This is a genomic window from Empedobacter falsenii, from assembly GCF_013488205.1.
In the GTDB taxonomy this organism is placed as follows: Bacteria; Bacteroidota; Bacteroidia; order Flavobacteriales; family Weeksellaceae; genus Empedobacter; species Empedobacter falsenii_C.
In genome coordinates this window covers 2,767,875-2,783,947 of the sequence record NZ_CP040908.1, presented here as the reverse complement: position 1 = coordinate 2,783,947, position 16,073 = coordinate 2,767,875, and the positions used below count along the sequence as shown (strand labels likewise).

The window sequence follows — 16,073 nt, the reverse complement described above, 5'->3', positions numbered from 1 at the left end:
AAATGGCAAATAATATCTTAGACGATTTAAAATTAAAATATTCATCAGGAAATAGTGCAACAAAGTTGATTTACATTAACGTTGTGGTGTTTTTTACATTGTTAATTATTGATTTTGTTCTTCGAACGATAGTAAATTCTACGATTACAACAACAGGTTTGTTTGCTTTGTCATCTTTCGATGATTTGATTGTAAGACCTTGGCAAATCCTAACATATTCTTGGTTACATGGCAATCTTTTTCATTTGATAATGAATATGGTTTTGTTGTATTTTGTTGGACAAATGTTTTTGCAACAATTTCAAAACCGAAATTTAGTTACATTCTATATTTTTGGAGGGATCGCTGGCGGAATTTTCTTTTTATTGTTTCAGAACGTTTTCAATTATTCACATTTATTAGTTGGTGCTTCGGCAGCGGTTTACGCAGTTTTTTTTGCTATGATTTCGTATAATCCGAAAATGCCTGTTCGTTTGTTGTTGATTCCAACTTCATTTCCATTGTTGTATGTTGGTTATGTATTTATCGCATTCGATGTGTATAATATTATTGCCAATCAAAATGCGGGCGGAAGTATTTCTCATTTGGGAGGTGCTATTTTTGGTTATCTTTATATGAAACAATTTGAGAGAGGAAATGATTTTTTAGGTAATTTTATTTTCAGAATAGAGGAATTATTTAAGAAAAAAGAGAAATCAACTTTCAAAACATATAAAAATACTTCTTCAACTTCTTCGCGATCAAATGTTCCGAAAGATGATTACGATTTTAATCATCAAAAAGTTGAAAAACAAAAGAAAATTGATGTAATTTTAGATAAGATTTCTCGTTCAGGTTACGAGAGTTTGTCTAAAGAAGAAAAAGACTTTCTGTTTAGAGAAGGTAGATAAAATGAGTATAATCAGTAAGTTTAAACTAAATTATTTCAATCGTTTAGTACTAACAATTAATATCGTTTTTTTGTTGGTGGCTTATTGTGTCTATTTAAATAAAATTTTTACGCCTACAGAAATCCCATATTTTAACTTTATTTCGATTGGTTTTCCGATATTATTTGCATTCGGAGCAATGTTTTTACTGTATTGGTTACTGTTTAGCTGGCGACACTTTTTGTTAATTTTAATTCTTTCAGCCGGATTGTTTTACCCGATTTATCTTTCATATCCAATTGTACAATTCAATAAAGTTGAAGATAAAAAAGCTGATTTATCTGTATTGACATATAATGTACATGGTTTTAAAGAAGAAGGAACAAAAGAGCTTTTGATTAAGAATAAAGCTGATATTATGTTGCTTCAAGAAGCGTATGAAGGTCAGCAGAAAAGTCTAAAAAATAAAGAATTTAAGAATTATTATTCAGAATTTTATGGTTTATTGACAATTTATAGTAAATATCCTATTATTCAAACCAAAAAAATAACGCCTGATGATAATGATGAATTGAATGGTCTTGCCGCATATGCGGATATCGATTTAGGGAATGATACGATTCGTATAATTAATGTTTATCTTGAACCAATGTATATTGATAAAGCGATGGTAAAAGAAATTATTCAATCAGATGATTCGAGAAATGCAGAAATTTCTAGTCGAAAAGTTGAATTGAAATTGGTGCAAGGTATGCAAAAACATCAAAAACAGTTAGAAGCAATTATTCCGTATATCACATCTTCGCGCTATCCAGTTATTTTGGGAACGGATCTTAATTCGACTCCAGTTTCTTACGAATATGAGAAGTTGAAAAAATATCTTCACGACTCTTATATAGAAGTTGGAAAAGGAAATGCGACAACTTTTCATGGATTTAAATTTCCAATTAGAATTGATTATTTATTTCATTCTAAAGAGTTTAACTCTGTTGAGGCGCATGTTATTCGAAAAAAATTCTCTGATCATTATCCAGTAGCTGTAAAATATAAAATTTCAGAATAATTTTTTCCTATATTTATTCAATAATCAATCAAAATGAATCAGAAAGAAAGCTTTATTCAAGAGATACAAAGTCGTTATTCTTATAAAAACGATAAAATAATTTTAGGCAAAGCCAAGCTAGATGGCGAAATTGTAGAAGAAGCTGAAATCTCAGTAGCATTAAAAACAATGAATCGTCACGGGTTGATTGGCGGAGCAACTGGTACAGGGAAAACAAAATCTTTGCAGATTATCGCCGAGCAACTTTCTCTGAAAGGTGTTCCTACATTATTGATGGATATTAAAGGAGATTTATCTGGAATTGGAGCTGCTGCAAATTCGGAAGATAAAAATGCACAAGAAAGAATGGAATCGCTTAATTTGCCTTTTGATCCGCAAGCTTCTCCTGTCGAATTTTTGTCTATTTCTGATGAGCCAGGAGCAAGACTTCGTGCGACTGTAAGTGATTTTGGTCCAATCTTATTCAGTAAAATTTTAGAACTGAATGAAACACAAGAAAGCATTATTTCAATTATATTCAAATATTGTCAAGATCGTAATTTACCTTTGATTGATTTGGAGGATATTCGACGTGTTTTGCAATATGTGACAGATTCTGATGAAGGAAAATCTGAATTAAATTCGAATTATGGAACAATTGCGCCAGCTTCTTTGGGAGCTATTTTGCGTAAGATTGTTGCATTAGAACAACAAGGAGCAACAAAGTTTTTTGGAGAACCAAGTTTTGATGTTCAAGATTTATTGAAAATGAAAGACGGAAAAGGAATTGTAAATATTATTCGTTTAATTGATATTCAAAATCAGCCTAATTTATTTTCAACTTTTATGTTGAGTTTATTGAATAAAATTTATTCTCAATTCCCTGAATCTGGAGATTCTGATAAACCGAAATTGGTGATTTTTATCGATGAAGCTCATTTGATTTTTAAAGAAGCTACAAAAGCTTTATTGAATCAAATTGAAACAATGGTAAAATTAATTCGATCAAAAGGTGTGGGGTTATATTTTGTAACGCAAGTTCCTGGTGATGTTCCTGATGCGGTTTTGAGTCAATTAGGTCTAAAAGTTCAACACGCATTAAGAGGTTTTACAGCCAAAGATCGTAAAGAAATTACAAAAGCGATAGAAAATTATCCGACAACAACCTATTATAAAGCGGATGAGGTCATCACGCAATTAGGAATAGGAGAGGCTTTTGTGACAGCTTTAGACGAAAAAGGGATTCCAACTCCTTTGTCATATACGTATATGCGAGCGCCGAATTCGAGAATGGATATTTTGACTTCAAATGAAATCGATATGATTACCTCAAATTCAGATTTAGTGACAAAATATGCAACAGATATTGATCGTGAATCTGCAAATGAAATTTTATCGAAAAAATTAGAACAACAAAAAAATATAGAGAAACCTGCTGCTAAAGCAACTTCAACAAGAAGTGTTCCTAAGGAAAAAGATTGGACAGATAATCCTGTTGTGCGTGATGTAAGTCGTACTGCAACTCGAAAATTGATGGATTTTGGAATGAAAATGTTAACTAATTTTTTAAAAGGAAAAAAATAAGCACGTGTACGCGATTTTAGATATAGAAGCGACTGGCGGAAAAGTAGGGGAAGAGTCAATCATAGAGATTGCAGTGTATAAATATGATGGAAAAGAAATTGTCGATCAGTTTATATCATTAGTCAATCCTGAAAAAAAGATTGACCAATATGTACAAAGATTAACGCATATTTCGGATAAGATGGTGCTGACAGCGCCTAAATTTCACGAAGTAGCAAAACGTATAGTTGAGATTACAGACGATTGTATTTTAGTTGGACATAATGTAATGTTTGATTATAGAATGTTAAAACAAGAATTCGATCGTTTGGGATATAATTACGAAAAAGAATGGATTGATACGTTCGAATATAGCGAAAAATTAATTCCAGGATTACCTTCATATTCTTTGGGGAAATTATGCGAATCGCTTGGAATTGTAGTCACAGATAGACATAGAGCTTCTGGAGATGCAAGAGCGACAATTTCTTTATTCAAATTATTGTTAGATAAAGATTCGGAGAAAATAATTACGAAGAAAACAGGTTTGAAACAACCTAAAAAAGCACATTCTAAATATCAGAAACTTCTTGAAGGTTTACCTAATTCTATCGGGGTTTATTATTTATATAATAGTCGAAAACAACTTATTTATATTAGTCGAAGCAATAATATTGCGCGATCTATTAATCAAATTTTTACATCAAAAACTCTAAAAGCAAATAAACTTAAGCGTTATACTCGTTCTATAAAATTCGAAGAAACCGGAAGTGGTTTTCTTGCAGCAATTAAAGAAAATAATGAGATTTTGAATAATCAACCAATGTATAACGTAAAGTTGGTTGAGAATAAAGTTTATCCTTTTGGATTGTATTATTTGGAGTCTAAACGTGGTTATTCGAGATTAGAAATAGGGAAAGTTAGAAAGACACAACCTGTTTTGAAATTTAAAACTAAAGAACGTGCAAAAGAGGTTTTAGAGAAAATTGTTCATGATTATAATCTTTGTCAGCAAGTAAATGCGGGAATTAAATCTGATGAATCTTGTTTTCAATATAAAGTAAATAAATGCAATGGAGCTTGTGTGAAAGAGGAATCTAAAGAAGTTTATAATGAGCGAATTCAAAGTTTTATTAAAACAACTGAATATCCTTCCGAAACTTTTTTGATTATTGATAAAGGACGAAAAGGAATTGAAAAATCATTTTATTTAGTTGAGAATGGAGAATTTAAAGGATATGGTTATTACGAATATCATCATCAAATAAAAACGCTAGAGAAGATTCATAATATCTTAATTCCGATTAAAGAAACGGAAGAAATAAAAAATATGCTCAAATACTTTTTGTATAAAGTTTCTTCTAATTCTAATCAAATCGTTATTATTGAATAATTAATTCGATTAATATTCTTTAAAAGAAGAAAATATAAATATAAAATAATAAAAAAGCTCAGTTAATATTAACTGAGCTTTTTTTGTATGATTAAATTTTAGACTATTTAATTTCTTTGAAAATTACACGTCTGTTTTCTAAGTTTTTCCAAGCAGGACAGTTTGTAACAGGATTACATTCTGGCCATTTTAAATCAGATTTACCTTTTCCTACAGACGACAATTTAGTTGTGTCAACACCTTTGTTAGCTAAGTAACGAACAACAGAAGCAGCACGTCTTTCAGATAATTTTTGGTTATAATCAACACCACCAGCAGCATCTGTATGACCTTCCACTACGAATTTGAAATCTGGATTTGCTAATAGTACCTCAGAAGCATGATTTAATTTTTCATAAGATTGTTCTCTAATGCGATCAGAGTTGTAATCGAATTCGATACCCTCTAAGTATGCATTAATTGTCGTTGCAACATCTTCACCAGAAATTCTAATTACTTTTTCAGGACAACCACCATTTGTTGGAGGTCCAGGAATTGTAGGACATTTATCTTCACTATCAGGAATACCGTCTCCGTCAGAATCTAAAGAACATCCTGATCCATCGACACGAATTCCTTCTGGAGTCCCAAGACATTTATCCCATTGATCACAAACACCATCACGATCTTCGTCAATGCATTCGAAAGGAGTTTGTTCTACAGGAGCTTTGTATGCTATAGGAGAAACCCATTGTAATGCATCTTTATGTTTACCAATTTTATAATGTAATCCCAAAGAAAGAGTAATCATATTATCATCACGACCTTCTTCAACATCTGCTGCTGTCCAATACCCAATTACTGGTTTTCCTGATCCATCAAACTCTTCGTCACCAGACATTACGTACATCCCACGTAATTCAAGATCTAATTTGTCACTTAATTTATAACGTAAACCAGCTCCTACTTGAGCGTATACTGATTTGTCAGATAATTTTTGATCAGTAACTAAACCGTAATCATTACCTGATCCATAATAATGTTGTCTATAAGCTTTGTAGCCTAATATACCAAAACCTCCATATAAATGCATAGCCCATTTAAATTCAGTTCTATTATCTACTCTTCTTAATAGATTAGATGCGTTAATATCAGCTAAAACAGAGATTCCATTATATTTTGTTTTTCCATGCGCTTTTCCTTGATAAGCATTTCCCCAAGGGGTATTGTCGTATATAGTTCCTTTTTGCCTTGATTGTCCCAATTGGTATTGTAAACTTAAGCCGAAAGCATGAGAAATTTGTTTATTGACTTGAAATTGTAAATCATATCCAGGAGTAAAGTATCCTCCCATAAATGATACTAAATCAGAATTTTGCATAGCATTAGTACCAGCGAAAACAGATAATGACCAATCGTTAAATTCTTTTTTACTGTTGTTGAATGGTTTTTCATCGTACTTGGTCTGTGCACTAGCACATGCCACAGCACCTAAGATTAATAAAGATAAAAGTTTTTTCATAGGTTAGAATTATTTTTATAACTAATATAAAGCATATCTTAATATAATTTTACAAAACTAATGAATTAATAGTTAATATCTTAATAAAAATATAAACTTTTGATAAAATCTCTAGAATAGTTCTGAGGATGAGGAATTTTTAAATAATTACAATTGATTAAAAGTTTATTATAGAATAATATATCAATATCTATTAAACGGTCAACGTAATTCTCATTTTCTTTTGGTTTAGAATAGATTCTACCCATTTTTTGTTCGATATCTTTAATTTTTTTCAAAACCTCAAATGGAGAATAACTTGTATTGATTTCTATTTTCTGATTTAAGAATAAATGCTCTGTAGTAAATCCTTCAGCTTTATTTTCAAGAATATTTGATTCTTTTTTTATTTCACCTACCTCTTTGTTTATAAGGTTTTTAGCGATTTCTAAATTATTTTTTTTGTCACCTAAGTTTGTACCGAGTAACAAAATGACTATATTTTGCGACATATAGAGCAAAAGTAATAATAAATTAAAAATGAAAAACTTTTTCGGGAGAGTATTCTCAACAATCATAGGAAATCTATTAACGATTAGTGTATTTGTCATACTGCTTTTCGTTTTGATATTTGTTTCAGCATTATCTGCTCCAACAAAAAGTGTAAAAGACGGTTCTGTTTTAGAAATTTCGTTAGAAGATCCAATTATGGAAAGTGATATGGATCGTTCGGTTTCTATTTTTGATATGTCAGAAAGTCCAAATGTTTTTTTACAAGATATTATTCATTCAATTGAAGAAGCGAAGAATGATGATAAAATAAAAGGAATTAGTCTGAAATTGGATAAATTTTCTGGTGGAGCTACGCAAGCGACTGAAATTCGTAATGCACTAGAAGATTTTAAGAAATCTGGAAAATTTGTGTATTCATATTCTAATTCAGGAAGTCAGCTGTCATATTATATAAGTAGTGTGTCTGATAAAATTTATCAAAATCCTTTGGGAGGAACTTTATTACAGGGTTTAAGTTCTAATATTATGTTCTTCAAGAATGCAGGAGATAAATATGGTGTAGATTTTCAGGTGATTCGTCACGGACAATTTAAGAGTGCTGTAGAGCCTTATATGAGAACAAATATGTCTGATGAGAATCGATTACAATTGTCAGAATTATTGAATGATGTGTGGGGTAATGTTTCAAACTCGATTACAAAATCGCGTAAAATTTCTCCTGAACAATTCACTACAGTAACAGATAGTTTGTATGCTTTCATCCCAGAAACAGGAAAAGAAAATAAGATTTATGATGTATTGGCGCAAGAAAATGAATATCAAAAAATGTTATTCACAAAACTTGGTCTGAAAGAAGAAAAATCAAAAACTGATTTTGAAGTTCTTGAAAAACATACCATAAAAGTAGAAGATTATTTTGAAACCTTATCAGATAAATCTGAAAAAGATAAAATTGCAGTCTTATATGCATCTGGAACAATTACTGAAGGGGATGGTTTTGATGGTATTCAATCGAAGACTTATGTGGATGCGATTCGCAAAATCAGTCAAAACGATAAAATCAAAGCTTTAGTTTTACGTGTAAATTCTCCTGGAGGTAGCGCAAATGCATCAGAAGAAATTTTATATGAATTGATGCAATTGAAAACAAAAATGCCAATCGTAGTTTCTTTTGGTGATGTTGCAGCATCTGGTGGATATTACATTGCACAAGCTTCTGACAAAATTTATGCTCAACCAAATACAATTACTGGTTCGATTGGAGTTTTCGGAATGATCCCAAATGCGCAAAAATTATTCAATAATTTCGGATTAGATTTTGATGAAGTAAAAACGAATGCAAATGCAGATCAGTTAAAATCTTTGACAACACCATTATCACCAACAGCAAAAAATACGATGCAAAAATCAATCGTATTGATTTATGGGAAATTCGTAAATCACGTTGCAACAAATAGAAAATTAACATACGAGCAAGTTGATAAAATAGGAGAAGGACGTGTTTGGTCTGGAACTCGTGCAAAACAAATTGGTCTAGTAGATGATTTTGGAAGTTTAGATACAGCGATAAAAGAAGCCGCTAAATTGGCTAAAATTGAAAAATATTCAACAGAAAATTATCCAAAAAGAAAAGATTCTTTTGAAGAATTTATGGATAATCTTCAAGGAAAAAATACTGAGGCAGCAATTGCAAAAGAATTAGGTTCGGACGGAATCCGAATTTACAAAGAAATAAAGATGATGAATGAGCAAAAAGGTGTTCAAGTTAGGCTACCTTACGATATTCAAATTCAATAAAAATCATAAAAAAGGGTTAAAATATTTTTAACCCTTTTTTATTGTTAAAATCTTACTATTTTAGTAAAAATATTTAGATGATTAAAAAATTAAAATCTCTTTTATAATCATCTAAATTTATTATACTTTTGTACATTCATTTTTAATAATACTGAGACATAATCAACGATGGGATTATTTGATTTTTTCACGCAAGAAATTGCGATTGACTTGGGGACTGCTAACACTTTAATTATCCACAATAATAAAGTTGTAGTAGATAGTCCATCTATCGTCGCTATACATAGAAGAACAAATAAAGTTATTGCTGTTGGAGAACAAGCAAAACACATGCAAGGTAAAACGCATGATGATATAAAAACAATTCGTCCTTTGAAAGACGGAGTAATTGCAGATTTTGAAGCTTCAGAATTCATGTTGACAGAGTTCATCAAGAAAATTCCTGGAATTCAAGGAAAATTATTTTCACCTTCATTGCGAATGGTGATTTGTATTCCTTCTGGAATTACAGAAGTTGAAAAACGTGCCGTAAAAGATTCTTGTGCACGTGTTAATGCTAAAGATGTTCGTCTTATTTACGAACCAATGGCTGCTGCGATAGGAGTTGGAATTGATATCACTCAACCTAAGGGTAACATGATTATTGATATAGGTGGTGGTACAACTGAAATTGCTGTTGTTGCATTAGGTGGTATTGTTTGTGACAAATCTGTGAAAATTGCAGGTGATGTTTTTACAAATGATATTGCATATTACTTAAGAACCCATCATAATTTATATATCGGAGAAAGAACTGCCGAGCGTGTTAAAATTGAAGTTGGAGCTGCTGTAGAAGAATTAGAGCATGCACCAGATGATATGCCAGTACAAGGACGTGATTTGATTACAGGAAAACCAAAAGAAATTACTGTAAACTACCGCGAAATTGCACGTGCATTAGATAAATCAATTTTACGCATCGAAGATGGTGTAATGGAAACGTTATCTCAAACACCTCCAGAATTAGCTGCTGATATCTACAACACTGGTATCTATATGGCTGGTGGTGGAGCTATGTTGAGAGGTTTAGATCAACGTATTTCTAAAAAAACAGGTTTACCAGTTTTCTTGGCTGATGATCCTTTACGTGCTGTTGTTCGTGGAACAGGTATTGCACTTAAAAATATTGATAAATTCACTTTCTTAATGAAATAGAAGAGTAAAGAGCAATGCAATATATTCTGAATGCCATTAGAAGAAATGGAATGCTATTAATTTTTGTCTTTTTAGAGTTAATTGCGTTGTTTCTTGTCTTTAAGAAAAATATTTATCACGAAACTATTCTTGCCTCTGCAAGCACTTCGTTTACAGGTTATGTGGATGATAAAATTGCAAAGGTGACAAACTTTATTAATTTACCGAGTACCAATAAAGATTTGATGGACGAAAATGCCTTTTTGCGTGAGCAATTGGTGCATTTAGGGATTAAAGATGCGAAAACTAAAAAGTTTTACAAATCGGATACCTTAGGTTATCATCAAACGTATTCTTTTGTACCTGCTGAGATTGTAAACAACTCGATTATCAAAACGCAAAACCTTTTGACGATTGATAAAGGAACAAATGACGGAATAGAAAAAGGTGACGGAATTATTACAAATAATGGTGTAATTGGTATTGTAACTTTTGCAGGAAAAAATTATTCTCGTGCAATTTCGTTGTTAAACAAGGATATCAATATCAATGCGCGTATCAAAGGAAATCAATATTTCGGGACAGTGAAATGGGATGGAAAAGATCCTCGTTTTGTCCAGTTATATGAAATTCCGAAATACATCGAAGTGAAAAAAGGTGATATCATCGAAACAGATGGTAAATCGCCAGTTTTCCCAGAAGGAATTATTATAGGTAAAGTTGTAAGCAAAGGAATTGACGAAACAGGAGAAATGAAAGTTCAAGTAAGATTGAAACAAGATTTTGCCAATTTAGCACAAGCTTATGTGGTTACAAACCTTAATAAAGTTGAAATTCAACAAGTAGAAAAATCAGATACAATAACAAGTCCAAAGAATGTTCAATAAAGATTTTTTAATCAATATTATCAAGATTATCGTTTTAGCTTTGCTACAAGTTTTTGTGTTCAATCACATCAACTTTTTAGGAAGCTATCAACCATATATCTATATTGTATTTGTATTATTTTATCCGCCTTATCAAAATAAATATGCCTTATTAATCTTATCATTTATGTTAGGATTAATGATTGATATTTTCGAATATACAGGTGGAATTCATGCTTTCGCATTAACACTTATCGCATTTCTTAGAAATCCAATTATCAAACTTTTGGCAGGAAAACAAGATTACGAAATGGAATTTTTCTCTTTCAATTCGTTTAGTTTTGCGCAATGGTTATTTTATTTAATTATTCTAATTCTTGCACATCATATTATTTTATTACTTCTTGAGAATTTTAAACCATCAGGAATTGGACCTTTGATGCTAAAAGCATTAATCAATTCGGGAATAACTTTTGTGTTTGTCTTTATTTATAAAATTTTATTTAAAAATAAAGTTGGAGTATGAAAAAGTTGATGGTTGTTTATGCACTCATCCTGTTTATAGTGTTTCTATTTATAGGACGTTTAGCGTATTTGCAATTATTTACAGATCGTTATACGTTAAATGCATTTAATACGTCGATCAAGCAAGAAATCATTTATCCCAATCGTGGTGATATTCTTGATCGAAACGGAAAATTGTTGGTGAGTAATACCTATTCGTACGAATTAGATGTTATTCCAGGAAAATTAATTGACAGTTATGGAGAATATATGAATGGTTTTGATAAGCCTAAATTCTCTAAAATGATTGGAATTTCTACACAACAATTTGATTCTATTTTAGATAAAATTGTAACTGCAAAAGATTACAAAAAATTATCTCCATATCCTTTTTTAAAGAATATTTCGCGCGAGAATTTTGCTCGTATGCAAGAGCAATTGTATTTGTATCCAGCGTTTAGTATCATCAAACGTCCTGAACGTAAGTACATGGTAAATTCTGCAGGAAATATACTAGGCTATATAAATGAGGCCAATCAATCCTATATCAAAACAGATTCTACCTATTATCAACCTGGAGATTTAGTAGGAATTGCCGGAGTTGAGAAATCGTATGAAAAAGATTTGCGTGGAGTAAAAGGTGTAAAAAACTGGATTGTAGATCGAACAATGAACGTTGTTGGTCCATATAAAAATGGAGATTATGATAGACCTGTAAAAAGTGGAAAAACAGTTCATTTGACAATTGATTATAGATTGCAAGAATTAGCAGAACAAATGCTTCAAAATAAGCGTGGGGCAATTGTCGCACTTGATCCTAATAATGGTGAAATTTTGGCTTTAGCATCTGCACCTACAATTAATCCAAATGATTATTTGAATACAAAGTTGAGAAGTGCATTAATCAACGATTCTATTGCTCGTCCAACTTATGATAGAGCCTTACAAGGAACTTATCCTCCTGGTTCTACATTCAAAATGGTAACGGCTTTGGCTGGTTTACAAATGGGAACGATGACAGAAAAGACAACGTATGTTTGTAAACATGGTTTCCGTTATGGACGTATGCATATTGGTTGTCACTGTGGAATGTATTATACACCACAAGGTCTAGAACATGCGATTGGAAAATCGTGTAATAACTTTTTCTCAGAGGCTTACCGAGATATTGTTCGTAAAGATCCAAACGATTATAGTGTAGGAATTAACGAATGGGCTTCCATTTTGAATAGTTTCGGATTAGGAAAATTTATGGGAACAGATTTACCTGTTGGTAGCAAAGGTCTTATTCCGACAGCTGAGTTTTACGACAATCGTTTTGGAGAAGGTGTTTGGAATCCTTACCGTATTATTTTTAATGGTATGGGACAAGGAGATATTAATACAACTCCGCTACAAATGGCTAATTATACAGCAATTATTGCTAATAAAGGATTTTTCTATACACCGCATATTGTACATAGTATTGATGGAAAACCATTGACAGATTCTACCTATATGGTGAAAAAAAATACATTGGTTGATCCAAAACATTTTGACATCATTCAACGCGGAATGCGTAATGTATTTACAATGGGTACAGCTCGTAGTTTTGATACAAGTTCTTTTGTACAATTTGGTAAAACCGGAACTTCTCAAAATTCTCATGGACAAGATCACTCATTATTTGTATTGTTTGCTCCAGCAGATAAACCAAAAATTGCGATTGCTGCAATTGTAGAGAATGGTTCTTGGGGTACAACTTATGCTGGACCAATGGCGAGTTTGATTGCTGAATTGTATGTAACAGATACAATAAAACGTCCTGCGTTAGTGCAACGTATGAAAAATGGTAATCTACAAGGCGAATATCGTCGTCAATGGATAGATTATCTAAAAAGAAAAGGATTATACGTAGAACCAGTAAAAAAGGATTCGATCGGAAGTAAAATAGATAGTTTAAAATTAAAAAAAGATTCAACAAAACTAAAACATGAGCCAAAGCAGATTACTAAAAGGAATTGATTGGACCGTACTGATCCTAGGGTTTCTGATAGTAACTTTCGGGATTATGAATGTGTATAGTGTCAATCCAGATTTAGGTGTAAAACAGCTAATTTGGTTTGGACTTGGGGTGGTGATGATATTGATTTTGATAATTGCGAGTGGAAACAACCGTAATTTTTTCGAAATTTATAGTCCTGTCTTTTATATCATTTCCCTCGTTTTACTCGTCGGAGTTTTGATTGTTGGAAAGGAAATTAATGGTGCAAAAGCGTGGTATCGTTTTGGTCCTCTGAGTTTGCAACCAGCCGAATTTGCTAAGATTGGTACAGCTTTGTTGATTGCTAATTTTATCAATCATTCAAATGCAAATCTAAAAGACTTAGGTTTTATAGGAAAAATATTGTTGATTATCGCAATACCAGTAGTTTTAATTCTTTTACAACCCGATTTAGGATCAGTAATTATTTTCTGTTCATTAAGTATTGCTTTGTACAGAGAAGGACTTAATCCGTGGATAATTTTAGCGCCAATCATATTATTAATCATTTTCTTGATTTCGATTGTACAAATTCCTTTTTATGTTTTATTAGTTTTTGGATTTATAATTCTGACAATTGCGTTATTAATCTTAGCTTTCAATTATAATCAGAATGTAGTTGATGCAATGCATGGTGTTTTAATCGGCTTATCAATTTTCTTTTTATTATTGATTGGAATTTGTTATTTGGTTGAAGATTTATCTGAGGAAACACGCGAATCTTTCGGACATTTATTTCCAATGCGTTCCTTATTTTTCTCAGAACCAATATTTTTTAATACAACTTTCTTTGGATTGATAGGATTCTTTATATCAATTATTCCAGTTTTAATTTTAAAATTAACCGAACAAAAAGAAATTAATGATTCGCCATTCAAAACACAATCTGGATTAGCTGCAAATGTTCTGAATTTTAGTATTATTGCGTCTATTGTGTTGTTATTATTTGCAAGCACGGTTAGTTTTATTTCTCCGATCATTTTTGAGAAATTACCCAAACACCAAAAAGAGCGTGTGATGGTTTTGTACGAAGGAGAAGCAAAGTATCGTGATACTTCGGGATATAATTTATTGTATGCGAAAACAGCGATTGGTTCGGGCGAATTATATGGAAAAGGTTACAATCAAGGAACTATTAAAAAAGGAAGATTTGTACCAGAACAACAAACCGATTACATTTTTACAGCAGTTGGAGAGGAGTGGGGTTTCATAGGAAGTACAGCTTTGGTAATTGTCTACGCAATTTTTGTTGGACGATTATTTTTCTTAGCCGAACATCAAAAAAATAGATTTGCACGATTTTATGGATATGCAGTCGCCTCTATTTTATTTTTCCATTTCTTTATCAATATTGCAATGGTAATTGGGCTTTTCCCAACAGTTGGTATTCCGCTACCATTCTTTAGTTATGGAGGAAGTTCGTTGTGGGGATTCACTATTCTGATCGGAATTTTCCTAATCATTCATTACAAGAACAGTCAAGGATTTATTTAGAAAATAATTCAATAAAATAAAAAAGCTACATTGAAAATCAATGTAGCTTTTTCGTTATTATTTCGATACTTCTAACTCAGAAATATGATGAACTTTCTTAATTAATTTGTTGTCTTTATCAACCAAAATTAGAGTAGGAGTAGACTCTATTCCAAACTCAGCTGCGATTGGTGAATCCCATCTCAAAAGATCAGTATAATTGTACCAAGGTAAATCTTTTGTAGCGCTATTAAACGCTGTTTGATCGTAGTCTAAAGAAATGGCAACAATTTCTCCTCCTTTTGATTTAAAGTTCTTATAAAACTCTTTAATATGCGGGATTTCTTGTTGACAAGCAGGACACCAAGAAGCCCAGAAAACAATTAATTTTTGATCTGCTTTGATATCATACAACGATTTTTTTCCGTTAATAGGTTGAGGAAAAGTGATATTTGGAACTTTACTTCCTGCTTGCATAGAAGCGCTTTGTCCTACTTTCTTTTTCAATTGATCTGTTACGTTAGAAGTCAAACCTTTTACTTTATCTACGTATTTTTTATGAAAATTTGCATATTCTTTTTCAGGAACAAAGTTTAAGATAGTTGTCAATACATTTTGACCTCTTGTTGTTTTGATATCTGTTTTAACCAAAATTTCGTCTGTAGCAGCAATTAAATTTCCTTCTACATCTTGATTGTTAGCAACAGCTAATTTTCCATTAATATAAGCAAAAACTAAATCATTAAAGATTCCAGATTGCTCCAATCGTACATCATCTTTTACAAAATGATTTACAATTTCATTTAGGGTTTCAGTATCTTTATTTGTTTGAGCTTTTTGTTTCAAATCATTCAACTCATTAATATAGGTAATTAATGGTGAGAAATTTTCGTTACGTTTCAACTCTTTTATTCGTTTATCTTCTTTTACCATTGCTGTATAAAACTCGTCAGTCGGTTTATACATTTGCATTAAATAAGGAAAAACTTGGTTCTGAATTTCATTTAATGGTTGAAGAGCTAAAACTTTATTGTATTCTTTTTGTGTATTTCCCTCTAAAATTTCAAGCTTAGAAGACATTTCTTGTCCACTTACCGTTTTGAATTTTAGATTTTTGTTATCTGTTAATAACGAAAGATTTTCTCCAGTTGGTAAATCAATACGTACAAAACCATTGTATGCTTTCGGAACTTTTACAGAGAAATTTCCATTGTTGTCAGTAATCGCATTGTTGATTAATTTCATTTCGGCATTCTCGAAAATCTTAACCAAAACAGGTTTGTTAGCATAATTTTCTATTTGTCCAGAAACGTTAAACTGTCCAAAAACAGAACTTCCTAAAACAACAAGCGGTAGTATAAATTTATTTTTCATAGT

The 16,073-nt window shown here is 31.5% G+C and carries 13 protein-coding genes; 10 read left to right on the top strand and 3 right to left on the bottom strand.

Annotated features, from left to right (window positions below):
- Positions 1 to 2 precede the first annotated feature (2 nt).
- The 4 genes from FH779_RS13035 to FH779_RS13020 are packed head-to-tail and all read left to right on the top strand — an operon-like array spanning position 3 to position 4,867.
- Positions 3 to 890, top strand: coding sequence for a rhomboid family intramembrane serine protease (locus tag FH779_RS13035; RefSeq protein ID WP_180905015.1), 888 nt, complete (start codon positions 3 to 5; stop codon positions 888 to 890).
- A gap of 1 nt (position 891) precedes the next feature.
- On the top strand, positions 892 to 1,932 hold the full coding sequence (locus FH779_RS13030; RefSeq protein ID WP_180905014.1) for an endonuclease/exonuclease/phosphatase family protein: 1,041 nt from the start codon (positions 892 to 894) through the stop codon (positions 1,930 to 1,932).
- A gap of 33 nt (positions 1,933 to 1,965) precedes the next feature.
- Complete coding sequence (locus FH779_RS13025) at positions 1,966 to 3,495, top strand: helicase HerA-like domain-containing protein (RefSeq protein ID WP_180905013.1); 1,530 nt, start codon at positions 1,966 to 1,968, stop codon at positions 3,493 to 3,495.
- 4 nt (positions 3,496 to 3,499) lie between these two features.
- Positions 3,500 to 4,867 (top strand): exonuclease domain-containing protein, encoded by a 1,368-nt coding sequence (locus FH779_RS13020; RefSeq protein ID WP_180905012.1) that lies wholly within the window; start codon positions 3,500 to 3,502, stop codon positions 4,865 to 4,867.
- Positions 4,868 to 4,970: 103 nt separating this feature from the next.
- Here the strand turns inward: FH779_RS13020 and FH779_RS13015 are convergent, their stop codons facing one another.
- Together FH779_RS13015 and folK are read right to left on the bottom strand one after the other, a co-directional pair.
- Positions 4,971 to 6,368: an OmpA family protein gene (locus tag FH779_RS13015; protein ID WP_180905011.1), complete on the bottom strand. Its 1,398-nt coding sequence runs from the start codon at positions 6,366 to 6,368 to the stop codon at positions 4,971 to 4,973.
- Between the two features lie 80 nt (positions 6,369 to 6,448).
- The gene (folK, locus tag FH779_RS13010) at positions 6,449 to 6,859 is read right to left on the bottom strand and encodes a 2-amino-4-hydroxy-6-hydroxymethyldihydropteridine diphosphokinase (RefSeq protein ID WP_180905010.1); all 411 of its coding nucleotides are present in this window, start codon (positions 6,857 to 6,859) and stop codon (positions 6,449 to 6,451) included.
- 28 nt (positions 6,860 to 6,887) lie between these two features.
- On the opposite strand from folK, the gene sppA reads away from it, so the two are divergent.
- From sppA to rodA, 6 genes are all read left to right on the top strand, one after another.
- Entirely contained in the window at positions 6,888 to 8,657 is a 1,770-nt protein-coding gene (gene sppA / locus FH779_RS13005) for a signal peptide peptidase SppA (RefSeq protein ID WP_180905009.1), read from the top strand.
- Between the two features lie 168 nt (positions 8,658 to 8,825).
- A complete protein-coding gene (locus FH779_RS13000; RefSeq protein ID WP_038331974.1) occupies positions 8,826 to 9,851 on the top strand; it encodes a rod shape-determining protein in 1,026 nt (341 codons plus the stop codon).
- Between the two features lie 14 nt (positions 9,852 to 9,865).
- Positions 9,866 to 10,717: a rod shape-determining protein MreC gene (mreC, locus tag FH779_RS12995; RefSeq protein WP_038331976.1), complete on the top strand. Its 852-nt coding sequence runs from the start codon at positions 9,866 to 9,868 to the stop codon at positions 10,715 to 10,717.
- Positions 10,707 to 11,222 carry a rod shape-determining protein MreD gene (gene mreD / locus FH779_RS12990; RefSeq protein ID WP_125348710.1) on the top strand — a complete coding sequence of 172 codons (516 nt, stop codon included), beginning with the start codon at positions 10,707 to 10,709 and terminating at the stop codon, positions 11,220 to 11,222. The genes mreC and mreD overlap by 11 nt, the downstream gene beginning before the upstream one ends.
- Positions 11,219 to 13,204, top strand: a complete 1,986-nt coding sequence (locus tag FH779_RS12985) for a peptidoglycan D,D-transpeptidase FtsI family protein (RefSeq protein ID WP_180905008.1) — start codon at positions 11,219 to 11,221, stop codon at positions 13,202 to 13,204. The genes mreD and FH779_RS12985 overlap by 4 nt, the downstream gene beginning before the upstream one ends.
- 46 nt (positions 13,205 to 13,250) lie before the next feature.
- Entirely contained in the window at positions 13,251 to 14,717 is a 1,467-nt protein-coding gene (gene rodA, locus FH779_RS12980; RefSeq protein ID WP_394368124.1) for a rod shape-determining protein RodA, read from the top strand.
- A 57-nt stretch (positions 14,718 to 14,774) separates the two neighbouring features.
- Here the strand turns inward: rodA and FH779_RS12975 are convergent, their stop codons facing one another.
- Entirely contained in the window at positions 14,775 to 16,070 is a 1,296-nt protein-coding gene (locus FH779_RS12975; protein ID WP_180905006.1) for a TlpA family protein disulfide reductase, read from the bottom strand.
- Positions 16,071 to 16,073 lie beyond the last annotated feature (3 nt).

Excerpts from the sequence above, each read along its gene's own strand:
- FH779_RS13035 (WP_180905015.1), top strand. The coding sequence starts at position 3 with ATGGCAAATAATATCTTAGACGATTTAAAATTAAAATATTCATCAGGA.
- FH779_RS13030 (WP_180905014.1), top strand. The coding sequence starts at position 892 with ATGAGTATAATCAGTAAGTTTAAACTAAATTATTTCAATCGTTTAGTA.
- FH779_RS13025 (WP_180905013.1), top strand. The coding sequence starts at position 1,966 with ATGAATCAGAAAGAAAGCTTTATTCAAGAGATACAAAGTCGTTATTCT.
- FH779_RS13015 (WP_180905011.1), bottom strand. The coding sequence starts at position 6,368 with ATGAAAAAACTTTTATCTTTATTAATCTTAGGTGCTGTGGCATGTGCT.
- folK (WP_180905010.1), bottom strand. The coding sequence starts at position 6,859 with ATGTCGCAAAATATAGTCATTTTGTTACTCGGTACAAACTTAGGTGAC.
- sppA (WP_180905009.1), top strand. The coding sequence starts at position 6,888 with ATGAAAAACTTTTTCGGGAGAGTATTCTCAACAATCATAGGAAATCTA.
- FH779_RS13000 (WP_038331974.1), top strand. The coding sequence starts at position 8,826 with ATGGGATTATTTGATTTTTTCACGCAAGAAATTGCGATTGACTTGGGG.
- mreC (WP_038331976.1), top strand. The coding sequence starts at position 9,866 with ATGCAATATATTCTGAATGCCATTAGAAGAAATGGAATGCTATTAATT.
- mreD (WP_125348710.1), top strand. The coding sequence starts at position 10,707 with ATGTTCAATAAAGATTTTTTAATCAATATTATCAAGATTATCGTTTTA.
- FH779_RS12985 (WP_180905008.1), top strand. The coding sequence starts at position 11,219 with ATGAAAAAGTTGATGGTTGTTTATGCACTCATCCTGTTTATAGTGTTT.
- rodA (WP_394368124.1), top strand. The coding sequence starts at position 13,251 with ATGAATGTGTATAGTGTCAATCCAGATTTAGGTGTAAAACAGCTAATT.
- FH779_RS12975 (WP_180905006.1), bottom strand. The coding sequence starts at position 16,070 with ATGAAAAATAAATTTATACTACCGCTTGTTGTTTTAGGAAGTTCTGTT.